At 45.0% G+C, this 23,259-nt stretch carries 20 protein-coding genes, 2 tRNA genes and 3 rRNA genes; 1 reads left to right on the forward strand and 24 read right to left on the reverse strand.

Features of this window, described 5'->3' with window-relative positions; all coding sequences use genetic code 11:
• Window positions 1-29: 29 nt before the first annotated feature.
• A complete protein-coding gene (gene rpoE / locus ACMXYN_RS13930) occupies window positions 30-611 on the reverse strand; it encodes an RNA polymerase sigma factor RpoE (RefSeq protein ID WP_415882162.1) in 582 nt (193 codons plus the stop codon).
• 280 nt (window positions 612-891) lie between these two features.
• Here rpoE and nadB point away from each other — a divergent pair, with 280 nt between their 5' ends.
• Window positions 892-2,487, forward strand: a complete 1,596-nt coding sequence (gene nadB, locus ACMXYN_RS13935; protein ID WP_415892351.1) for an L-aspartate oxidase — start codon at window positions 892-894, stop codon at window positions 2,485-2,487.
• On the opposite strand, the gene ACMXYN_RS13940 is transcribed toward nadB, so the two are convergent.
• The 23 genes from ACMXYN_RS13940 to ACMXYN_RS14050 form a co-directional block, all read right to left on the reverse strand.
• On the reverse strand, window positions 2,468-2,923 hold the full coding sequence (locus ACMXYN_RS13940; RefSeq protein ID WP_415892352.1) for a protein YgfX: 456 nt from the start codon (window positions 2,921-2,923) through the stop codon (window positions 2,468-2,470). The two genes, nadB and ACMXYN_RS13940, sit on opposite strands and share 20 nt — an antisense overlap.
• Window positions 2,907-3,161 (reverse strand): succinate dehydrogenase assembly factor 2, encoded by a 255-nt coding sequence (locus ACMXYN_RS13945; RefSeq protein WP_415892353.1) that lies wholly within the window; start codon window positions 3,159-3,161, stop codon window positions 2,907-2,909. The genes ACMXYN_RS13940 and ACMXYN_RS13945 overlap by 17 nt, the downstream gene beginning before the upstream one ends.
• A gap of 223 nt (window positions 3,162-3,384) precedes the next feature.
• Window positions 3,385-3,500 (reverse strand): 5S ribosomal RNA (gene rrf, locus ACMXYN_RS13950).
• A 142-nt stretch (window positions 3,501-3,642) separates the two neighbouring features.
• A 23S ribosomal RNA gene (locus ACMXYN_RS13955) occupies window positions 3,643-6,529 on the reverse strand.
• 217 nt (window positions 6,530-6,746) lie between these two features.
• Window positions 6,747-6,822 (reverse strand) — tRNA-Ala (locus tag ACMXYN_RS13960).
• Between the two features lie 23 nt (window positions 6,823-6,845).
• A tRNA-Ile gene (locus ACMXYN_RS13965) sits at window positions 6,846-6,922 on the reverse strand.
• A gap of 68 nt (window positions 6,923-6,990) precedes the next feature.
• Window positions 6,991-8,530, reverse strand: a 16S ribosomal RNA gene (locus ACMXYN_RS13970).
• The 16S, 23S and 5S rRNA genes sit together here with 2 tRNA genes alongside, the layout of an rRNA operon.
• Window positions 8,531-9,133: 603 nt before the next feature.
• Complete coding sequence (gene murI / locus ACMXYN_RS13975; protein ID WP_415892355.1) at window positions 9,134-9,979, reverse strand: glutamate racemase; 846 nt, start codon at window positions 9,977-9,979, stop codon at window positions 9,134-9,136.
• The gene (gene der, locus ACMXYN_RS13980; protein ID WP_415892356.1) at window positions 9,976-11,421 is read right to left on the reverse strand and encodes a ribosome biogenesis GTPase Der; all 1,446 of its coding nucleotides are present in this window, start codon (window positions 11,419-11,421) and stop codon (window positions 9,976-9,978) included. Before der ends, murI begins: the two co-directional genes overlap by 4 nt.
• 87 nt (window positions 11,422-11,508) lie before the next feature.
• Complete coding sequence (gene bamB / locus ACMXYN_RS13985) at window positions 11,509-12,660, reverse strand: outer membrane protein assembly factor BamB (protein WP_415892357.1); 1,152 nt, start codon at window positions 12,658-12,660, stop codon at window positions 11,509-11,511.
• Window positions 12,661-13,320, reverse strand: a complete 660-nt coding sequence (locus ACMXYN_RS13990) for a YfgM family protein (protein ID WP_415892358.1) — start codon at window positions 13,318-13,320, stop codon at window positions 12,661-12,663.
• 52 nt (window positions 13,321-13,372) lie between these two features.
• Window positions 13,373-14,608: a histidine--tRNA ligase gene (hisS, locus tag ACMXYN_RS13995; RefSeq protein WP_415894492.1), complete on the reverse strand. Its 1,236-nt coding sequence runs from the start codon at window positions 14,606-14,608 to the stop codon at window positions 13,373-13,375.
• A gap of 48 nt (window positions 14,609-14,656) precedes the next feature.
• The gene (locus tag ACMXYN_RS14000) at window positions 14,657-15,643 is read right to left on the reverse strand and encodes a RodZ domain-containing protein (protein ID WP_415892359.1); all 987 of its coding nucleotides are present in this window, start codon (window positions 15,641-15,643) and stop codon (window positions 14,657-14,659) included.
• Window positions 15,640-16,407, reverse strand: coding sequence for a type IV pilus biogenesis/stability protein PilW (gene pilW / locus ACMXYN_RS14005; RefSeq protein ID WP_415892361.1), 768 nt, complete (start codon window positions 16,405-16,407; stop codon window positions 15,640-15,642). Before pilW ends, ACMXYN_RS14000 begins: the two co-directional genes overlap by 4 nt.
• 12 nt (window positions 16,408-16,419) lie before the next feature.
• Window positions 16,420-17,553 (reverse strand): 23S rRNA (adenine(2503)-C(2))-methyltransferase RlmN, encoded by a 1,134-nt coding sequence (gene rlmN / locus ACMXYN_RS14010; protein ID WP_415892362.1) that lies wholly within the window; start codon window positions 17,551-17,553, stop codon window positions 16,420-16,422.
• A gap of 78 nt (window positions 17,554-17,631) precedes the next feature.
• The gene (gene ndk, locus ACMXYN_RS14015; protein WP_067869919.1) at window positions 17,632-18,039 is read right to left on the reverse strand and encodes a nucleoside-diphosphate kinase; all 408 of its coding nucleotides are present in this window, start codon (window positions 18,037-18,039) and stop codon (window positions 17,632-17,634) included.
• Window positions 18,040-18,278: 239 nt separating this feature from the next.
• Window positions 18,279-18,479 carry a Fe-S cluster assembly protein IscX gene (gene iscX / locus ACMXYN_RS14020; protein ID WP_415882217.1) on the reverse strand — a complete coding sequence of 67 codons (201 nt, stop codon included), beginning with the start codon at window positions 18,477-18,479 and terminating at the stop codon, window positions 18,279-18,281.
• Between the two features lie 10 nt (window positions 18,480-18,489).
• Window positions 18,490-18,828 (reverse strand): ISC system 2Fe-2S type ferredoxin, encoded by a 339-nt coding sequence (gene fdx, locus ACMXYN_RS14025; RefSeq protein ID WP_415882218.1) that lies wholly within the window; start codon window positions 18,826-18,828, stop codon window positions 18,490-18,492.
• Window positions 18,828-20,705, reverse strand: a complete 1,878-nt coding sequence (gene hscA, locus ACMXYN_RS14030; protein ID WP_415892363.1) for a Fe-S protein assembly chaperone HscA — start codon at window positions 20,703-20,705, stop codon at window positions 18,828-18,830. The genes fdx and hscA overlap by 1 nt, the downstream gene beginning before the upstream one ends.
• Window positions 20,706-20,714: 9 nt before the next feature.
• Window positions 20,715-21,242: a Fe-S protein assembly co-chaperone HscB gene (gene hscB / locus ACMXYN_RS14035; protein WP_415892364.1), complete on the reverse strand. Its 528-nt coding sequence runs from the start codon at window positions 21,240-21,242 to the stop codon at window positions 20,715-20,717.
• A 17-nt stretch (window positions 21,243-21,259) separates the two neighbouring features.
• Window positions 21,260-21,586: an iron-sulfur cluster assembly protein IscA gene (gene iscA / locus ACMXYN_RS14040; RefSeq protein ID WP_415889104.1), complete on the reverse strand. Its 327-nt coding sequence runs from the start codon at window positions 21,584-21,586 to the stop codon at window positions 21,260-21,262.
• A gap of 34 nt (window positions 21,587-21,620) precedes the next feature.
• A complete protein-coding gene (gene iscU / locus ACMXYN_RS14045; protein ID WP_415882222.1) occupies window positions 21,621-22,004 on the reverse strand; it encodes a Fe-S cluster assembly scaffold IscU in 384 nt (127 codons plus the stop codon).
• Window positions 22,005-22,033: 29 nt separating this feature from the next.
• Entirely contained in the window at window positions 22,034-23,248 is a 1,215-nt protein-coding gene (locus ACMXYN_RS14050; RefSeq protein WP_415892365.1) for an IscS subfamily cysteine desulfurase, read from the reverse strand.
• Between the last annotated feature and the right edge of the window lie 11 nt (window positions 23,249-23,259).

The following is a 23,259-nucleotide window of genomic DNA, read 5'->3' on the forward strand; positions in this document are numbered from 1 at the left end:
AGAATTTACCTCAATTTACCTTTGCAGGATCAGCTCGCTAAAAGCGGCATAATTTCTTTATCAATTGCTTCACGTGCTCTAAAGATACGTGACCTCACAGTTCCAACAGGGCAATCCATAACCCCTGCTATCTCTTCATAACTCATGCCTTCAAACTCTCTGAGTGTTAAAGCCACTCGTAAGTCTTCAGGAAGTTTATTCAGAGTTTTCCGAATCACTGCTTCCAGCTCATCCTTGTACAATTTGTTTTCCGGTGTCTCAATATCTTTCAAAGCATTATCACCTTCAAAGAACTGCGCATCGTCAACATCTACATCAGCAGGACGCCGACCACGAGCAACAAGGTGATTTTTGGCTGTGTTGATAGCAATTCTGTATAGCCATGTATAGAAAGCACTATCTCCGCGAAATTTTGGTATCGCTCTATAAGCCTTAATGAAAGTTTCTTGTGCCACGTCCAATGCTTCATGTTGGTCATAAACATAACGACCAATCAATGCAACAATTTTATGTTGGTATTTTTTAACCAGAAGATCGAAAGCACGCTTATCGCCCGCTTTTACCCGTTCGACTAACTTTTGATCGACTGCTGTCTGACTTTCACTCGACACTCAATATTCCTTAAACTGTCCTTAATACCTATCTCTATAAATATAGAAGCTAAAGCAGCAATAACTTTCAACTAATACAACATATTACCTCATCAGAGTGCCGGAACACTTCTATGAGCATTCAAAACTGCTTAAGTTCCCTAAGTCCCCAAAAAAATGCTAAATTGTTACGCAATTCAAACGAAACACATCTAATTAGCTAGTTTTATCCTCGAACTTACCACTAAAATATGCACTCACTTTTTCAAGCCAAGAACCCTCTATTTAAGAAGAGCACAGCATGACGCAACACTATCACTACGACGCTTTAATTATTGGCAGTGGCGCTGCTGGACTCAGCATGGCCCTCCACCTAGCTCAAAATGCGCGTGTTGCAGTTCTTAGTAAAAGAGAACTGAAGAGTGGTTCCACATGGCTAGCTCAAGGCGGCATCGCAGCAGTACTCGATACTGAAGATAGCACACAAGCACATATCGAAGACACCATGTCAGCTGGCGGACACCTTAGTCATAAAGACGCTGTAGAATTCACCGTCGAACACGGTAGAGAGAGCATCGACTGGCTGATTGAACAAGGCGTTCCTTTTACCCAAGATAGTGACGACTACCATCTAACCAAAGAAGGCGGACATTCACATCGCCGCATTATCCATTCTGCAGATGCAACAGGAAAAGCGCTTCAACAGACTTTGATAGAGAAAGCCAAAGCCTCTGAAAATATCGATCTATTCGAACACCATATTGCGGTTGATCTCATAACACGAAAGAAACTAGGCTTAGCTCATAACCGCTGTGTTGGCGCCTACATTCTTAATGATGAAACAGGACACGTAGAGGTATTTCAAGCTCCTCACGTTGTGTTAGCTACAGGCGGAGCATCTAAAGCCTATCTTTACACAAGTAATTCAGATGGCGCTACGGGTGATGGTATCGCCATGGCTTGGCGTGCTGGCTGCCGTGTCGGCAACATGGAGTTTAATCAGTTCCACCCTACCTGCCTCTATCACCCACAAGCAAAATCATTTTTGATTACAGAAGCCGTACGTGGTGAAGGTGGAAAACTTTTACTGCCCGATGGCAAGCCGTTCATGCATAACTTCGATGAGCGAGGCGAATTAGCACCGCGAGATATCGTTGCTCGCGCCATAGACCACGAGATGAAAAGGCTAGGTAGTGACTGCTTATTTTTAGATATCAGCCACAAATCTAAAGAATTTATTAAGTCTCATTTTCCAACCATCTATAAACGTTGCAAAAGCCTAGGCATCGACATCACTAAAGAACCAATTCCAGTTGTACCTGCTGCTCACTACACATGTGGCGGTGTCGTGACAGACGAAAAAGGCCGCACCGATATTCCGGGGCTTTATGCCATAGGCGAAACCTCGTTTACGGGGCTTCATGGCGCCAATCGATTGGCAAGCAACTCTCTTCTGGAATGTCTTGTGTACGCTAAATCCGCATCAGATGATGTCGTTCAATCACTAACCGCACCTTTGAACGAATCAATCATTCCAGCGTGGGATGAATCCCAAGTAACTAACTCAGATGAAGATGTAATTATCTCTCACAACTGGGATGAGATTCGTCGTTTCATGTGGGACTACGTAGGCATCGTGAGAACGACCAAACGATTACAAAGAGCTAAACACCGCATAGATCTGTTACATCAAGAAATTAGCGAATATTACAGCAACTACAAAATTAGTAACGACCTACTAGAACTTCGTAACTTAGCCGTAGTTGCTGACCTTATTATTCGCTCAGCGATGTTAAGGCAGGAAAGTCGCGGTCTTCACTACACATTAGACTTCCCAGAACAGGGACCTGAAGCTTTGGATACAATCTTAACGCCAATCAATTTCCACTGGAATTAAGATTATTAAGCGGGCTATATAGCAATAGAACCCGGAGTCGTCTAAATGCATTTTCATTGAAGCTTTGACGCATAATGACAACAGGGATCGTGTAATAGCGGCTATCAGTTTTGCACAACATGACAATCACAAACGGTGTGATCACCTTTTGCTTGATACGGGTCACATCAATCCGTTGCTGGTTTCTCTGTTGCAACGAAATCACTCCGCTCTGACCATTCCAAGTAATACCGACAATGGATAAAGGGGACTTTAATAGCACCCTTTCATGGAAATAAAAAAGAAAGCTACAAACAAGTGCCACAGTAGCTATAACCGCTATGTGCAATGGAATTTCGGCGTAGAATAGAGCGAAGCACGCACAAAGATATACCCCACAATAGATACAAAGCAGGGCACTGGAAGGAGAGATAGGTTCGTTACTTAGGCTGAACACGCTCCAGAATAATCCTCACAATCCTTTGCAAGTCAGGATCTGCTGGCACTTCACGCTCCATAAGCCATACAAATAGATCCTGATCTTCCTCATCTAATAACTTAACAAAGCGATCTTGATCAGCTTCATCTAAGTCTGCAAAAGCCTCTTCTACAAACGGAACAAAAAGAACATCAAGTTCCAACATACCACGTCGACTCTGCCACTTAAGGCGACGAACATCATCTTCAGTATACATCTATTAATTTTTCCTTAGAGGTTTCGCATTGCGCGCTAAGCATACCAGAAATAAAGAATAAGACACTAGCGACAAGAGTCTAAAGCAATTGCTAGTTGCTAGTTGCTAGTTGCTAGTTGCTAGTTGCTAGTTGCTAGATGCTAGATGGAGAGTGTATTTGTTTAGATGGCCACATAAAGCAAAAACCCCTGACCGTTTCCGATCAGGGGTTCTTTAAATAAATGCTTGGCGATGACCTACTCTCACATGGGGAAGCCCCACACTACCATCGGCGATGTTGCGTTTCACGTCTGAGTTCGGGATGGATTCAGGTGGTTCCACAACTCTATGGTCGCCAAGCAAAACTGTTACAACTTAGATCTGATTCTTCTTTTATTTGATCTAGATAAGCTTTCGACTGTAGCTCAACTACGCGCTAATTCGTTACTCTCTATCGTCTTACATATCTTACAAGTCACTTGCCAAACGCCTTGGGCGTTATATGGTCAAGCCTCACGGGCAATTAGTATTGGTTAGCTCAACGCCTCACAGCGCTTCCACACCCAACCTATCAACGTCGTAGTCTTCAACGGCCCTTTAGGGGAATCAAGTTCCCAGTGAGATCTCATCTTGAAGGAGGCTTCCCGCTTAGATGCTTTCAGCGGTTATCCCGTCCGAACGTAGCTACCCGGCAATGCAATTGGCATCACAACCGGTACACCAGAGGTTCGTTCACTCCGGTCCTCTCGTACTAGGAGCAACTCTTCTCAAATCTCAAACGCCCACGGCAGATAGGGACCGAACTGTCTCACGACGTTCTAAACCCAGCTCGCGTACCACTTTAAATGGCGAACAGCCATACCCTTGGGACCGGCTTCAGCCCCAGGATGTGATGAGCCGACATCGAGGTGCCAAACACCGCCGTCGATGTGAACTCTTGGGCGGTATCAGCCTGTTATCCCCGGAGTACCTTTTATCCGTTGAGCGATGGCCCTTCCATACAGAACCACCGGATCACTAGAACCTACTTTCGTACCTGCTCGACGTGTCTGTCTCGCAGTCAAGCACCCTTCTACTCTTGCGCTCATTGCATGATTTCCGACCATGCTGAGGGTACCTTCGTGCTCCTCCGTTACTCTTTGGGAGGAGACCGCCCCAGTCAAACTACCCACCACACAATGTCCCCGATCCCGCTTAGGGAACTGGGTTAGAACCTCAACATTACCAGGCTGGTATTTCAAAGGTGGCTCCACCCTATCTGGCGACAGGGTTTCAAAGCCTCCCAGCTATTCTACACAAGTAATGTCAAAGTCCACTGTGAAGCTGTAGTAAAGGTTCACGGGGTCTTTCCGTCTAGCCGCGGGTAAACTGCATCTTAACAGCTATTTCAATTTCACTGAGTCTCGGGTGGAGACAGTGTGGCCATCGTTACGCCATTCGTGCAGGTCGGAACTTACCCGACAAGGAATTTCGCTACCTTAGGACCGTTATAGTTACGGCCGCCGTTTACCGGGGCTTCGATCAAGAGCTTCGCGCAAGCGCTAACCCCATCAATTAACCTTCCGGCACCGGGCAGGCGTCACACCCTATACGTCCTCTTTCGAGTTTGCAGAGTGCTATGTTTTTAATAAACAGTCGCAGCCACCTGGTATCTTCGACCGGCCTCAGCTTAGGGAGCAAGTCCCATCACCAAAACCGGCGCACCTTCTCCCGAAGTTACGGTGCCATTTTGCCTAGTTCCTTCACCCGAGTTTTCTCATACGCCTTAGTATTCTCTACCTGACCACCTGTGTCGGTTTAGGGTACGGTTAGTCATAACCTGAAGCTTAGAGGATTTTCCTGGAAGCATGGCATCAACTACTTCAGTCCATAAAGGACCTCGTCATCGATTCTCGGTCTTAAAAGAGCCCGGATTTACCTAAGCTCTAAACCTACTATCTTAAACGCGGACAACCAACGCCGCGCTAGCCTAGCCTTCTCCGTCCCCCCATCGCAGTTATGAGCAGTACAGGAATATTAACCTGTTTCCCATCGGATACGCTCTTCAGCCTCTCCTTAGGGGCCGACTCACCCTACCTCGAATAGCGTTGGATAGGAACCCTTGGTCTTCCGGCGGGGAGGGTTTTCACCTCCCTTATCGTTACTCATGTCAGCATTCGCACTTCTGATACCTCCACGGTGCCTTACAGCTTCCGCTTCAACAGCTTACAGAACGCTCCTCTACCATGCACAAAGTGCATCCGTAGCTTCGGTGTTATGCTTAGCCCCGTTATATCTTCCGCGCGGGCCGACTCGACTAGTGAGCTATTACGCTTTCTTTAAAGGGTGGCTGCTTCTAAGCCAACCTCCTAGCTGTCTAAGCCTTCCCACATCGTTTCCCACTTAGCATAAACTTTGGGACCTTAGCTGACGGTCTGGGTTGTTTCCCTTTCCACGACGGACGTTAGCACCCGCCGTGTGTCTCCCGTGATTGAACTCATGGGTATTCGGAGTTTGCATCGGGTTGGTAAGTCGGGATGACCCCCTAGCCGAAACAGTGCTCTACCCCCATGGTTAGACACGAGGCACTACCTAAATAGTTTTCGAGGAGAACCAGCTATCTCCGAGTTTGATTAGCCTTTCACTCCTATCCACAAGTCATCCGCTGGCTTTTCAACGACAGTCGGTTCGGTCCTCCAATGCATGTTACTGCATCTTCAACCTGCCCATGGATAGATCACTCGGTTTCGGGTCTACTCCTAGCGACTGGACGCCCTATTAAGACTCGGTTTCCCTACGGCTCCGCAAATGCTTAACCTTGCCACTAAAAGTAAGTCGCTGACCCATTATACAAAAGGTACGCAGTCACCGTCCGAAAACGGCTCCCACTGCTTGTACGTACACGGTTTCAGGGTCTATTTCACTCCCCTCACAGGGGTTCTTTTCGCCTTTCCCTCACGGTACTGGTTCACTATCGGTCAGTCAGGAGTATTTAGCCTTGGAGGATGGTCCCCCCATATTCAGACAGCGTTTCACGTGTGCCGTCCTACTCGATTTCACTTTAAAAGACCTTTCACATACGGGGCTATCACCCACTATGGCCACACTTTCCAGAGTGTTCTGTTAAATCTAATAAAGCTTAAGGGCTAGTCCCCGTTCGCTCGCCGCTACTTAGGGAATCTCGGTTGATTTCTTTTCCTCTGGGTACTTAGATGTTTCAGTTCCCCAGGTTCGCCTCTAATAACCTATGTATTCAGTTAAAAGATACCTATAAATAGGTGGGTTTCCCCATTCGGAAATGTCCGGATCAAAGGTTGTTTACCACCTCCCCGAACCTTATCGCAGGTTACAACGTCCTTCATCGCCTCTGACTGCCAAGGCATCCACCGTGCACGCTTAGTCACTTGACCATATAACCCGAAGGCGTCTGGAATCACAGTAACTTGTATTGCTAGTAACGATAGATTTCGCCGAATTGGCGCATGCAGTAAAACTACATGTCTTAAATCTAAATCAAATGAATCAAATCCAAATTGTTAAAGAGCGTTTAAAGCAAAAAAGCTTTAAAAGATAATGTCAAAACCGACAATATGTTTTAAAACTCTTCCTTCTCATCCCGAAGGATGATGGTGGAGCTATGCGGGATCGAACCGCAGACCTCCTGCGTGCAAAGCAGGCGCTCTCCCAGCTGAGCTATAGCCCCAAAGAAAACAGTAAGGCTATTATTGGTAGGCCTGAGTGGACTTGAACCACCGACCTCACCCTTATCAGGGGTGCGCTCTAACCAGCTGAGCTACAAGCCTACACCGTTGCTCTTAACTTCTCTGATCAGATAATTCGTGTGAACGCTTGCCGAGAATCGGCTTTCGTTTAAGGAGGTGATCCAGCCCCAGGTTCCCCTAGGGCTACCTTGTTACGACTTCACCCCAGTCATGAACCACACCGTGGTAACCGCCCTCCCGAAGGTTAAGCTAGCTACTTCTGGTGCAATCCACTCCCATGGTGTGACGGGCGGTGTGTACAAGGCCCGGGAACGTATTCACCGCGACATTCTGATTCGCGATTACTAGCGATTCCGACTTCATGGAGTCGAGTTGCAGACTCCAATCCGGACTACGACCGGTTTTCTGAGATTAGCTTACCCTCGCAGGTTCGCGGCCCTCTGTACCGGCCATTGTAGCACGTGTGTAGCCCAACTCGTAAGGGCCATGATGACTTGACGTCGTCCCCACCTTCCTCCGGTTTGTCACCGGCAGTCTCCTTAGAGTTCCCACCCGAAGTGCTGGCAAATAAGGACAAGGGTTGCGCTCGTTACGGGACTTAACCCAACATTTCACAACACGAGCTGACGACAGCCATGCAGCACCTGTCTCAGAGTTCCCGAAGGCACGAAACTATCTCTAGTAACTTCTCTGGATGTCAAGAGTTGGTAAGGTTCTTCGCGTTGCGTCGAATTAAACCACATGCTCCACCGCTTGTGCGGGCCCCCGTCAATTCATTTGAGTTTTAACCTTGCGGCCGTACTCCCCAGGCGGTCTACTTATCGCGTTAGCTGCGCCACTAAAAGATCAAGTCTCCCAACGGCTAGTAGACATCGTTTACGGCGTGGACTACCAGGGTATCTAATCCTGTTTGCTCCCCACGCTTTCGCACCTCAGTGTCAATATCGGTCCAGGTAGTCGCCTTCGCCACTGGTGTTCCTTCCTATATCTACGCATTTCACCGCTACACAGGAAATTCCACTACCCTCTACCGTATTCTAGATTGGCAGTATCAGGTGCAGTTCCAAGGTTGAGCCCTGGGCTTTCACATCTGACTGACCAATCCACCTACGCGCGCTTTACGCCCAGTAATTCCGATTAACGCTCGCACCCTCCGTATTACCGCGGCTGCTGGCACGGAGTTAGCCGGTGCTTCTTCTGCAGTTAACGTCACAGTTGCAAGGTATTAACTTACAACCTTTCCTCGCTGCTGAAAGTGCTTTACAACCCTAGGGCCTTCTTCACACACGCGGCATGGCTGCATCAGGCTTGCGCCCATTGTGCAATATTCCCCACTGCTGCCTCCCGTAGGAGTCTGGACCGTGTCTCAGTTCCAGTGTGGCTGATCATCCTCTCAGACCAGCTAGAGATCGTCGCCTTGGTGAGCCATTACCTCACCAACAAGCTAATCTCACGCAGGCTCATCCAATAGTGCAAGGTCCGAAGATCCCCTGCTTTCCCCCGTAGGGCGTATGCGGTATTAGACCAAATTTCTCTGGCTTATCCCCCGCTACTGGGTAGATTCCTACGCGTTACTCACCCGTCCGCCACTCGTCATCAACTAGCAAGCTAGTCATGTTACCGTTCGACTTGCATGTGTTAGGCCTGCCGCCAGCGTTCAATCTGAGCCATGATCAAACTCTTCAGTTTAAATCATTGTTGCTACCAGGAATGTGGTAGCGGGCTCTAGTACTAAACAACCGGATAACATTCTTAAGAACGTTAAACCTTTGTAAATCGCTTTAAATGAATTCACTTGGTTGCTTGTCTAGAAAAAGTTTGCTTCTTCTCAACAAGCGCCCACACGAATTATCTGATCAAATTGTTAAAGAGCGTTGCTTTTTTGACTCTCCGCTGACTCAGCGTTTCGTCTCAAGCGAGGCGCATATTCTACTGCGCGCTCATTCAAAGTCAACCGTTTATTTTGCAATTTTGTAAAATTTTTTACTCAGCAACCGGACTTTGAATCCTGCTCCGTAAGCAATCTGAAAAACCAATGTTTTCAATCACTTACTAAGCACCTCGCTTAGCTCAATCAGCCCCGTTTTGGCGGCCTCCCTAAGCAAGGACGGCGAATTCTACAGACATCTGAAAAAGGGTCAACACCCAATCTTAAAAAAAGTGAAAAAAGTTGAAAAAAACTTACAAATCATCACAAATCGATCAAGGGTTGATCAATAGCGTATAAATAGTAGTCAATAGATACAAAAAAGGCGCTGAGTTTTACCTCAACGCCTTTTAATATAGTGAATATTAGTCTGGTGTATTGAAATGCTGGATATCTACTTGCTGTATTTCACCGACATCGATACTTTCAGAAAAAAAGTTCGTCGCAACTCGAGCAAACCTTAAAGGATCATCTGTAACTAGAAACTCAACTTCGCCTTTTTCCGATGAGAGGTTTAGCAATTTTGATTGCCCTAATGTTTTCTCAACAGCATTTGCTGTAGTTTCTGCAGAATCAACCAAGGCGACCTCTTCCCCCATCACCGCAGCAATACTCGATTTTAAAGCCGGAAAATGGGTACAGCCTAAAACAAGAGTATCAATCTTACCTAAACCTCTATGCTTAAGTGGCTGAAGGCACTTATCAACAATCCGCTCAACTAATTCACCTTCATGCCAACCTTCCTCCGCCAAAGCTACAAATAAGGAACAAGCCTCTGCAGACACCGATGCTTCAGGATTCAGTTTAAGAATTGCGTTCTGATAGGCTTGGTTATTAACTGTACTCTCAGTTGCGATAACACCTATATTGTTATTACGAGTTACTTCACAACCCGCTTCAGCGCCTGGCCCTACGACCCCCATAACAGCTAGCTGTGGAAAAATAGCTTGCAAAGGTTCAACAGCAACGGCTGAAGCAGTATTACAAGCAATAACTAAAAGCTTTATTTTACGCTCTACCAACGCAGTTGCTGCTTGCTCAGCATATCGGGTTACTGATGAAGCACTTTTAGTTCCATAAGGAACCCTAGCGGTATCACCTAGATAAAGAAGGTTTTCTGAAGGTAGACGCTTCCTAAGTGCATTTAATACAGTCAGTCCACCTACACCAGAATCAAATACGCCTATAGGAAGGCTAGAACTGTCGCTCATTTTTTGTACTTAGCTTTTTTCTTTTTATTAGCTTTTTTCAACTGCCTTACGTGATCACGGAAACGCTCTTTTTTAGCTAATTGACGACTACTCAGCAGATTCTGCTTTCCTTCAAACGGGTTTTCACTCGACTTGAATTCAAAACGAATCGGTGTGCCTTTAATGCCAAGCACCTGAATAAACTTATTTTCTAAGTAACGCTTATAAGAACCTGGAAGAGATTTTGTCTGATTACCGTGAATGACGATCACTGGTGGGTTAGAGCCACCTTGGTGAGCATAACGTAGTTTAATACGACGACCTTTGACCATTGGAGGTTGATGATCAGCGACTACATCTTCCAGTAGCCGAGTCAATTTACTCGTTGACCACTTCGCCATTGCATATTCATATGCTTCATCGACCGAGTCGTACATATTACCGACATTGCTGCCGTGTAATGCTGAGATAAAATGCATTTCCGCAAAATCGGCAAATTCCAGCTTTCTTTCAATTTGCTCTTTTACTTTTGCCTTCTCTTCACCGGTCATGCCATCCCATTTGTTCAATGCGATGACCATTGAGCGACCGCTATCGATGACAAAGCTAAGCATATGCATATCTTGCTCAGTCACACCTTCTCGAGCATCGATCACAAATACAACGACATGTGCATCATTAACTGCTTGCAGTGTCTTAACGATAGAGAACTTTTCTGCCGCTTCTGTAATATTTTTACGACGACGAACACCAGCCGTATCAATTAAGGTGTAGTTTTTATCGTCCCTAATATATGGAATATAAACACTGTCTCGTGTGGTACCTGCCTTATCAAAGACAACAACACGATCCTCACCCAGCATACGGTTGACCAAGGTAGATTTACCTACATTTGGTCGACCAACCACTGCGATTTTAATACTCTTTTCGACTTCATCCATGGTTTCTTGTGCTTCTTCCTCAACTTTAGGAAGCTCTTCAAGAACCATCTCAATCAATTGAGTAACACCACGGCCATGTGATGCTGCTATAGGAAATGGCTGCCCAAAACCTAACTCGTAGAAATCAGCAACAACTACATCTGGGTTTAAACCATCGGTCTTGTTAACAACAAGATAAAATGGTTTATTACTACGACGAAGGTAATTCGCAATCATCTCATCAGCAGGGTTAATACCAGCTCGACCATCTACGATAAATAGCACCACATCTGCTTCTTCTACTGCCTGAAGAGATTGTTTTGCCATTTCATAATCAATACCTTGCTCATCACCGGTAATACCCCCGGTATCGACAACAATGTAATCCTGTTCTTCATTTGCCAATCGACCTTCACCGTATTTTCTATCACGGGTCAAGCCTGGCAAATCAGCAACCAAGGCATCTCGAGAACGAGTAAGACGATTAAACAAAGTAGATTTGCCGACATTTGGTCGACCAACTAGCGCAATTACCGGTAGCATTTTACTCACCCCTGCTTTAAGTGCAGGCAAAAACAAAAACGGCGGCTATCTGCCCAGCAAATAGCCGCCTGAAAATTTATACTCTAATTACTGCAAACTTAAGGCAGCTAATCGACCACCATTAGTCAGCACGTAAAGAACATCATCTTTCACGATCATATCACCATAGACACCTGATGAGTCTAGCTTATGACGCGCAATAAAACGGCCATCAATCTGTGATAAAAAATGAATGTACCCTTGACTATCAGCCACTGCGATTTCTGAACCTAAAGATACAGGTGCTGTGATGCTTCTATATTGCAGCTTGGTTTGACGCCACACACTCGCACTAGTACTTCTATCGAAGGCTTGAACAGAATCATCTGCTTCACTCACATAAATATTTCCAAACCCTTCAGCCATAGAGCGGTAACTTGATACGTCCTGTGCCCATACAATCTGAGCTCTATAAGGGTTGATAGCGACTAAGCGACCTTGATAACTAGTCACATATAAAGTTCCATCAACAAGTAAGGGGCGACCATCAATATCGACCATACGCTCTAGCTCTGAACGACCTTGAGAAAGAGCCACACGATTTTCCCAAATAGGGATACCTTTTTGGTTATCCAGCGCAACCAGTTTACCACTTGCTAAACCAGCAAAAGTTACATCGCTCGCTACAATTGGCATACTTGTGCCACGCAAAGTCAATCTCGGGACTTGGCTATCATAAACCCAGCGTTTATCACCTGTACTGGCATCAAACGCTACAATTTTACCATTAATTAACTGAATCACCGCCAGCTCAGCATTAAACTGAGTTGCTGACGTTGCTTCAGAACTAACTTTCCCACGCCATAGTTCACTACCGTTATCTGAAGCAAGAACGATCACATCACCTTCTTCAGTAGTTACGGCAACCTTTCCATAACCCGCGCCAACACCGCCTACAATTGGAAGGTCCAACTCAACCGTCCAGCGCTTTTTTCCTGTCTCTAAATCAAAGGATATAACTGAGCCGTCTGCGTCTGCTGCAAAGATTGCGTCATGATCTATAGCTGGTTTGAATTGATGAAATTTACCTTTCATACCAGAGCCGGCAGAAGTCGACCACAGCACGGACACCTTTTTTTCTGCGTCAAAAGATTCTAACGGTGTAGGCTCTATCTCTTCACCATCATCACCCCAAAATCCACAACCACTGACAACAGCAGCCAACAATCCTACAGCTGTTACACGAACAAGGCTCTTCATTTAGCTTTCCTCAGATGCCAAGTCATTAAGTTTCATTTCCAGAATAGGTCGAGAACCTTCTTGACCTGCTGCAGCAACCGCCTCTTTATAGGCAGAGCGAGCTTTATCTGCATCACCCTTTTGCAAATACAGATCACCTTTCAACTCTTGAATTGCCACTTTATAACCACCTACTGGCACAGTACCAATAAGCGTCAGCGCTTTATCCACTTCACCTTTGGCAGCGAGAATGCGAGCTTTACGTAGGTTAGCTAAGATAAACATGGATTCTGTTGGCTGGTTTCCAAGCAACCAATCCAACTCTGTTAGCGCTTTCTGTAATTCATTATTATCTGCAGCAACACGCGCCATAATTAGCGCAGCATAATTAGCATACGCGGTGCCTTCATAGTCATCTTTTAGCTGCTGGCTTAAATGTGTCGCTGTAGCCATTTGCGCTTCATCTTGTTGGGGCCCTACTGCACCTACCACTGCTTCTAGAAGGTTTTGATACAAGATAGATGCATTTTCAGCTTTAGCAGCTTGTTGATCCTGCCAACCTTTCCATCCCAATACAGCAGCCAATGCCACAGCAACACCTAAAATTAGTGATTTGCCGTTTTCATTCCACCAGTTTTTAAGCGCCTGGACCTGCTCTTCTTCGGTGCGTAACTCTGCCACCATTAACTCCTGTATCTAATAAACTTTGACATTCGTATTTTACTAATCAGACTTATCTTAGAGCGCTGATTTTATCAACAATTTGGTCTTCTTTAAGATCGAATGAAGGCTCTTTGTCATACCAAATTGTGCCAGAAAGTTGCTGATTATCGTTTGCTTTAAGCAACAGAACAATAGGTGCACCCGTTTGCTGTGCTTTTTGGCTGATATTTTTTATACCGCCACAGTGAATACGGACCCTCAGACCTGGGAACTGATCACGTAGCTTATCCGAAAATAATACGATTCGTGATTGAATTCCTTTCTCTTCAGCTGCCACATAAAGATCAAAAGGCTGCTTCACACTTTCAGGTATCAGCTCTAAGGTTTCCAGCAATAGAATCAGGCGTTCAACACCCATCGCGAAACCTACTGCAGGTGTTGGACGTCCACCCAGCTGTTTGACTAAGCCATCATAACGACCACCTGCGCATACTGTTCCTTGAGCACCTAATTTTTCAGTCACCCACTCAAAAACCGTTTTGCAGTAGTAATCTAGACCACGCACTAAACGAGGATTAATCTCATAGGCGATACCCGCCTCATCTAACATTGAGGTTAATTCAGCAAAGTGGGTTTTCGATTCTTCATCAAGATAATCTGTAAGCACAGGTGCAGCATCAAGTAATGCTTGAGTATTCTGATCTTTACTGTCAAGAATACGAAGCGGATTAGAATCAAGACGACGCAAACTGTCTTCGTCCAACTGATCCTTTCTTTCTTCTAAATATTCAACAAGTGCAGCTTTATAATCCGCTCTTGCTTCGTTACTACCTAGCGAATTTAATTGCAGCGTTACCGAATCGAGAAGACCTAAACGTTTCCATAAACGAGCACTTAGCATGATCACTTCGGCATCAATATCAGATGACGCCATACCAAAGGTCTCTACGCCAATTTGATGAAATTGACGATAACGGCCTTTCTGCGGGCGCTCATAACGGAACATTGGTCCTTGATACCAAAAGCGCTGCATCTGATTGAACAACAAACCATGTTCTTCTGCTGCGCGGACACAACTTGCAGTACCTTCTGGACGCAAAGTTAAGCTTTCGCCATTGCGATCATCAAAGGTATACATCTCTTTTTCTACGATATCAGTCACTTCTCCGATAGAGCGTTTAAAAAGATTTGTTTGTTCAACCACAGGCATACGAATTTCACTATACCCGTATGCTGATAAAACATCTTTAACTGTCTTTTCTAGGTACTGCCATACTGGCGTTTGTTCAGGCAGGATGTCGTTCATCCCGCGAATGGCTTTAATCTTGGCCAAAACGAAAACCTTAATTCAAAATTATTCTGCTACCGGAAGGGTCAAGCGGACAATATTCTTACGTGTGTGAGGATCTAAATTCAGTGCTTTGCCGTTGTAACTAACAGTAGACACAGCATCTGCAGCCCCGATCAAAATATTCAACGGTGGCTTCCCCGTCACATTAAGACTTTGCCCTTTACCTCTAAGGTTATTAAACAAAGTCTTACCATTGGCATCTTTGATAGACACCCAACACTCTGCAACAAAAGAGGCACTAAAATTCACTTCACTTAGATCAGCCGCAGGAACAGGCTCCTCCTCAGGTGCAGGTGCAGGTGCAGACTCCTCTGAAGTTTGAGCCTCATTCTGTTCAATCGCTGTTTGTAACTTTTTAATCTCTGCAGCAGTTAAATACTCAGGTTCAGTTTCAGATTGCTCTTCAGCAAGTATCTGCTCTTCTACTGAATCAGATGCAGGCTGATCATCTAACTTCGGCAAAACTAACTGAGCAGTGCCACCGTCCAATGCTACAACTGCATCTTCTGTTTGAGTTTGCAAAGGCTCTAATTGAGCCGAACTTTCTTCTGTAGCGGCTATTTTTTCTAAAGAACCACCATGCTGAGTTTGCCACCACCATACAATTAAAACTACAAGAGCAATAACAAAGAGCAAAGTCGACGCTTTCATCACAGGGTGACTCATATCAACTTGCTGACCAACACGACTTACTGGGCGGATTTGACCTTTCCCCCCCTCACCATGAATTGCTTCAAATTCAGTAACTAGTTGATCATCATCTAGGTGAAGCAGTTTCGCATAAGCGCGAATATAACCTTTCGCAAAAACAAGGCTTGGTAATCCTTCTAAGCTACAAGCTTCCAGTTGGCTGATATAGTGCGCAGGCAAATTAAGATCTGTCGCTACCTGCTCAATACTTAAGGATAGATTTTCACGTGCCGTGGTTAAACGTGCTCCCCACTCTTCTGCCAATACTTCGGGCAAACATTCCTGCTGTTCTATACTCAACGAGTGGACTCCTTATATTCCTGATACTCTTTCGATTCAGGAAATAAATTTTTCAATATCAAAGCGTAGGTCGCAGCTCTAGAGGCATTCCGCTCCTGTCTTGCTAAACGAATACCAACCCAAAGGCTTTTAGCGTAATGTTCAACCCTGCGACTTTCTACTAGCGCTAAGAATTTTTGAAACTGTTTATCTGCTTCAGGGTAGTTACCTTCAGCGATTAATATTTCAGATAATTCAACCATAGAGACAGGTCTACTAGCCGTAACTTGAAGCGCTCGCTGGAAAGCATGTTTAGCAGCATCTTCTCGGTTTAAATGGCGATAGCAACGACCTAAATTTTCGAACGCTTGAGAACGACGATTATAGAAAGGATCCTCTGTCGCTCGCGCTAACGCTTGGCACGCCTCTTCATAGCGCCCTTTTGCGAACAAAAAAGCGCCAAAATTATTGTGCATCATTGCAGATGAAGGCTCAAGTGCGGTTGCTTTGCGAAAATACTTTTCCGCTAAAGCATCGTCGCCTTCAATTTGAAAAGCCAAGGCCATTCCATTGTAGGATTCTGCATAAGCAGAATTGATCTCTATTGCTCGTAGGAATGACGTTTTAGCATTTGTGGTGTCTCCCGATTGAAGATATTGAAATCCTAAACGAGAATAGGCCTCATAGGCCTGATTTTTTTCGCTGTTATTTGAGGAGCCTTTAGTTGCACACCCTGCAACGACTAGCACCATAAATAAAGCGAGTACCAGTTTGATTCCTCTCACGCGCTGTCCCTCTTATTGCGTATTTTGCGGCACCTGCTGCTCTTCTTGGACAACAGGAATATATTTTTGGCTACGTCGAGTTTTATCTGCCACTTGGCCAACCAACTGACCACAGGCAGCATCAATCTCATCACCACGTGTACGTCGTACTGTAGTTACAATTCCACCATGAACGATTACTTCTTTAAATGCCAGAATTCTTTCTTCTGATGGACGCTCATAACCTGAATTCGGGAAAGGATTAAATGGAATCAGGTTTAGCTTAGATGGCATTTTACGCAGAATTTTTAATAACTGCTTTGCGTGCTCAGGCTTATCATTCACGCCGTTGATCAAAGTATATTCGACGGTGATCACACGCTTATCATTTAAGTTTTCAAGGTAACGGTTACACGCAGCCACTAATTCTTTAATTGGATAACGGCGGTTAATCGGAACCAAAATATCTCGTAGATCATCATTTGGCGCATGAAGGGAAACAGCCAAAGACACATCTGTTACATCTTTTAACTTATCAATAGCCGGCACAACACCTGCTGTGGATAAAGTTACTCGACGCTTAGAAAGGCAATATGCATTGTCTTCCATCATTAATGTCATCGCATCGACAACATTTTCAAAATTCATTAAGGGCTCGCCCATACCCATCATTACAACATTGGACACCACGCGCTGTGAGGTCGTGTTGTAGTCGCCATAAGAGCGAATCGCAATCCGAAGTTGCCCGATAATCTCAGCCGCTGTCAGATTACTGTTAAAGCCTTGCTTACCTGTAGAACAGAAGCTGCAATCTAGAGAACAACCCACCTGAGAAGAAACACATAGAGTCTTCCTTTCACCATCAGGGATCAACACAGCTTCAACGCTGGAACCGCCTTCTGTACGAATAACCCACTTACGTGTTCCGTCCTTAGACGTTTTTTCCATGAGAACTTCGGGCTCGCGGATTTCAGCAACCTCCGCCAGTTTTTGGCGCAGTGCTTTACTGATATTTGTCATCTCTTCAAAATCAGAAGCGCCTAACTGATGAATCCATTTCAGTACTTGAGTTGCTCGGAATTTCTTTTCCCCAATTTCCTCAAAGAAAGCTTCCATCTTTGCTGGAGATAAACCGAGTAAATTTACTTTTTTAGTGGATTCAGTCATAGATGACAGGTACTCATATTTTGTAACAAAGGCAGGCTGCCTGTAAAAAGTCTAGATTACAGACAGCCCAAACGGTAATTACTTACCGAAGAAGTATGCGATTTCGCGCTCAGCAGAAGCTGGAGAGTCAGAACCGTGTACAGCGTTAGCGTCGATAGACTGTGCAAAATCACGACGGATAGTGCCTTCAGCTGCTTCTTGTGGGTTAGTTGCACCCATAAGTTCGCGGTTAAGAGCGATTGCATTTTCACCTTCTAGAACCTGAACAACTACAGGGCCAGAAGTCATGAATTCAACTAGATCACCGAAGAAAGGACGCTCTTTGTGCTCAGCGTAGAAACCTTCAGCTTCTTCTTTAGAAAGCTGTTTTAGTTGCATTTCAACGATTTTAAGACCGTTAGACTCGAAACGAGAAACAATTTTACCGATTACATTTTTAGCAACTGCATCAGGCTTGATGATAGAGAACGTACGTTCTAGAGCCATTGTTTTAACTCCCAAAATTAAAAATAAAAGAAATATCTAAAAACCAGCACAGCGATACCTAAGCACAATCAAGCAAAAATCATGCATAAACTTAGATAGCTGAAAATAGGCTTTTAGATAGCCCCTCGAAACCAGCGCGCAATTATACGCCACTCTTATGACAGAAGACAGTAGCTAATATTAGCCTCCATAACCAAACAAACCCGGCAAGCCGGGTTTGTTTTAAAGGACTAATGGAATTAATCCATTTCCTCTATCCAAGCCATCTGAATCCCTTCCAGAATTTTCTCGCCACAACGATCTGGATCATCATCAAATTCTTCTAGATCCATAACTTTCTGATACAGATCCGGGAAGCTAATTACCATTGGGTCCTGATCTGGATATTTTTCAGATAACTCAATAGCGATATCTAGAACATCTGTCCATCTAAGACTCACAACCAGCTCCTCAGTGTCTCTCTGACACTTGGTTAATTGTGTATTTTGGAATTTCAACAACCAAATCTTCTTCGGCAACTACAGCCTGACAGCTTAAACGAGACTCAGGCTCTAAGCCCCAAGCCTTATCAAGCATATCATCTTCAAGCTCATCGGATTCTTCCATAGAATCAAAGCCTTCACGTACAACAACGTGACAGGTAGTACACGCACAAGATTTTTCGCACGCGTGCTCAATATGGATGCCATTCGCAAGCGCCGCATCGCAAACCGTTACGCCTGGTTCAGCTTCAATCACTTTACCCTCTGGACATAACTCATCATGTGGCAGAAAAATAATCTGCGGCATTACTCACTCTCCCCAAGTTCATCAACACTATGCCCCTGCAGCGCCTGCTGAATATTATAATCCATACGGCGTGCGGCATATTCATCAGATGCTTTTGATAAAGCAGAGATCCCCTGCTCAATCGCACTCACATCACTACCCTGGCGAATTTTTACCAGAGTTTCTATTTCATTTTCTAACTGAGATCGCTCTCCTTCACTCAGTAACTTGTCACCATCCGCAGCTAGCGCATCTTTCAAAGATACGATTAATCGATCAGCTTCCACCTGCTGCTCTCTCAAAGCACGCGCATCTTTGTCTTCCGCCGCATTGAGATAAGATGATTTCAGCATCTCGGCAATTTCACTATCACCAAGACCATAAGAGGGTTTTACCTGAATACTGCTTTCTACACCTGAGGTAAGTTCTTTTGCTTCAACACCAAGCAAACCATCAGCATCAACCTGGAATGTCACGCGAATCTTAGCCGCACCCGCCGCCATCGGAGGGATTCCTCGCAAGACAAAACGCGCAAGCGAGCGACAATCCTGAACCAATTCACGCTCACCCTGGACAACATGAATCGCCATGGCCGTTTGGCCATCCTGGTAAGTTGTAAACTCTTGTGCACGCGCGACTGGAATTGAAGTATTCCTGTGAATAACCTTTTCAGTTAGACCACCCATTGTTTCAAGACCCAACGATAGAGGAATAACATCCAGTAACAACATGTCGCTATCAGGCTTATTACCAGCTAACACATCCGCCTGAATTGAAGCACCTATAGCAACCACACGATCTGGATCGATATTGATATGAGGCTCACGCCCAAAGAATTTCTGAACCTGTTCACGCACTAGCGGTACACGAGTCGAACCACCCACCATGACAACTTCAAGCACATCTTCCGCTGCAACACCCGCATCCTTCAGAGCACGGCGACAGGCACGAGTTGTACGTTTTACTAATGGCTCGATTAGAGACTCAAAATTCTCGCGTGTAACAACCAGCTCATGACACTCAGACCCTAGTTCTAAAACAACGCTAACTTGAGGCTTATCGGTTAGAAGCTCCTTGGTTTCTTTAGCTTTCTCTGTCAGATAACGAGACGCATGACTGTCTATCTGTTCAAGCTGAAGCTGCTCAGCAAACCATTGCGCCAATGCCAAATCAAGATCATCACCACCTAAAGCACTATCACCGCCAGTAGACAATACTTCAAAAACACCTTTATTCAGGCGCAAAATCGAGATATCAAAAGTACCACCGCCGAGATCATAGACAGCAATAACACCTTCTTTACCTTCATCCAAGCCATAAGCTACTGCAGCTGCAGTCGGCTCATTAAGTAAACGAAGTACTTTGATATTGGCAATTTTAGCGGCGTCTTTTGTCGCTTGGCGCTGAGCATCATCAAAGTACGCCGGCACGGTAATAACCGCACCAACCAACTCACCGCCCAATGCTTCTTCAGCACGTTCAACCAAGCTGCTTAGGATATCCGCCGAAACTTGAACCGGACTTTTATTCCCTGCAGCAGTGCGAATATAAGGCATGCCACCATCTTCAGCTTCGAAATGATAAGGAGCTTCATTACCTAGCGCTTTAACATCAGCAACACCACGCCCCATAAGGCGCTTTGCAGAAATGATTGTATTGTATGGATCTTCGGAGGCATGCGATCGAGCCTCACGACCCACCTGAGAGTTACCGCAAGGCAGATAACGCACAACGGAAGGCAATAAGTGTTCGCCATCCAGATCAGGCAAAGTTACCGCCTCACCACTCTTAACCGATGCCACTAGGGAGTTGGTCGTACCTAAATCAATACCTACTGCCAACTTATGCTGATGTGGAGCTTCACTCTGCCCCGGTTCTGCTATCTGTAATAGCGCCATATATTTGCGTCAGCCATCCAACCGATCTTCAAGACGTTCGATCTCGACTATCAGTTTTTCTAAAAATTGCATTTTGCGCACAATGACAGCAGCATCTTCTAACTGTTCTGACTGATAACACTGTGCAAACTGTTCCCGTAATTGCCCTAGCGATTGAGCCACATCGTTCTGCATTGATTCAAGCTCTTCAAAAGGATCATCCTGATCAGGAATCTCTTCCAATTGCTCGCGTAGCTCCATCTGCTGCATTAAAAACATTGGATCAATAGCAGTAGAAGATTCACTAATCGTATCAATACCCAGCAATGACAGCAGATATTGAGCACGTAGCAACGGTGAGCGCAATGTAGCAACGGCTTCATTCAAATGCGCCATATACTGAACAGCTAAGCGCTGCTCACGCTCAGATTTATGCGCATAGCGATCTGGGTGAAGTGTTTTTTGCAGCTCACGGGATAGATCAGACAAAACTGCCTGATCCACATGAAATGATATCGGCAGGCCGATAAAATCAAAATAATTCTTATTGATATCCATCGTTCTGCCAAGAAGAATTAGACGTTAAAGCTTTCGCCGCAACCACATTCGCTAGAGACATTAGGGTTATTAAATTTAAACCCTTCATTAAGTCCCTCTTTAACAAAATCCAGCTCAGTACCATCAAGATACAATAGACTCTTTGGATCTATCACAATCTTGACGTCTTGCGGGCCCTTGAAAATTTCATCTTCAGAATTTACTTCATCAACGAATTCAAGAACATAAGCCATACCGGAACAACCTGAAGTACGCACACCCAAGCGAACACCTTCGCCGTGACCGCGTTTCTCTAGATAACGTGCAACATGATCTGCTGCAGCATCAGTCATGGTAATTGCCATAAACGTCTAGCTCTCCCAACAAATAAGTCGAGTCTTATTTGTCTTGTTTTTCTTTGTAGTCTGCAACAGCAGCTTTAATTGCATCTTCAGCCAATACTGAACAGTGAATCTTCACTGGTGGTAGCGCTAGCTCTTCAGCGATAGCTGTATTTTTAAGCTCAGCCGCCTCTTCAAGAGACATACCTTTAACCCACTCAGTAACTAGCGAGCTCGATGCAATTGCAGAACCGCAACCGTAAGTTTTGAATTTAGCATCTTCAATAATGCCCTCATCACTTACTTTGATCTGCAGACGCATAACATCACCACAAGCAGGCGCTCCAACCATACCTGTACCAACGTTACCATCGTTATCATTCATTTTGCCGACATTACGAGGGTTCTCGTAATGATCAATTACTTTTTCACTATAAGCCATGACGACCTCCAAATAGTCTTAGTGCCAGATCAGTGATGTACCCACTCAACCTTGCTCAGATCGACACCGTCTTTAAACATATCCCACAGAGGTGAGAGCTCACGCAATTTGCTAACTGCATCTTGAATTTGAGCAGCTGCATAATCCACTTCTTCTTCAGTAGTGAAACGACCAAAGGAGAAACGAATAGAACTGTGTGCTAGCTCATCATTCAAACCTAATGCACGTAGTACATAAGAAGGCTCTAAGCTAGCAGATGTACAAGCTGAACCAGATGATACCGCCAGATCTTTCAGCGACATCAACAAAGATTCACCTTCTACAAAAGCAAAACTGATATTTAGATTACCTGGAACACGCTGCTCTTTAGAGCCATTTAGGTAAACTTCTTCCATTTCACCCATACCTGCCAAGAAGCGATCGCGCAAAGCTATGATATGCGCTGTATCTTTTGCTAGATCTTCTTTACAAATACGAGCAGCCTCACCCATACCTACAATCTGGTGAGTTGGTAGCGTACCAGAACGCATACCACGCTCATGACCACCACCATGAATTTGAGCTTCAAGACGTACGCGAGGCTTACGGCGAACAAATAACGCACCAATACCTTTCGGGCCGTACATTTTGTGTGCAGAGATAGATAATAAATCAACCTTAGCTTTACCTAGATCGATCTCAATTTTACCTGCACTTTGAGCTGCATCTACGTGAAAGATAATACCTTTCGAACGAGTAAGTTCACCAATCGCTTCAATATCAGTGATCGTGCCTACTTCGTTGTTAACATGCATTAGTGAGATAACAATCGTGTCTTCACGAATCGCTTCAGCTACCGCTTGCGGCTCAATCAAACCATCAGAGTTTGGCGTTAGGTAAGTAATTTCAAAACCTTCACGCTCTAGCTGACGGCAAGTATCCAAAACGGCTTTATGCTCAATTTTAGATGTAATAATGTGCTTGCCTTTCTTCTGATAGAAATGCGCAGCACCTTTAATTGCCAAATTGTTTGACTCGGTCGCACCTGAAGTCCAAACAATCTCACGCGGGTCAGCATTAATAAGATCAGCAACCTGACGGCGAGCAGATTCAACTGCTTCTTCCGCTTTCCAGCCGAAGAGATGTGAGCGTGAAGCTGGATTACCAAAGTTGCCGTCCATTGTGAGGCACTCAGTCATCTTTTCAGCAACTCGAGGATCAACCGGGGTAGTTGCAGAATAATCCAGATAAATCGGTGTTTTCATTCATTCTCTCC

Origin of the sequence: Neptuniibacter sp. PT8_73 (assembly GCF_047778045.1) — a bacterium.
Lineage (GTDB): Bacteria > Pseudomonadota > Gammaproteobacteria > Pseudomonadales > Balneatricaceae > Neptuniibacter.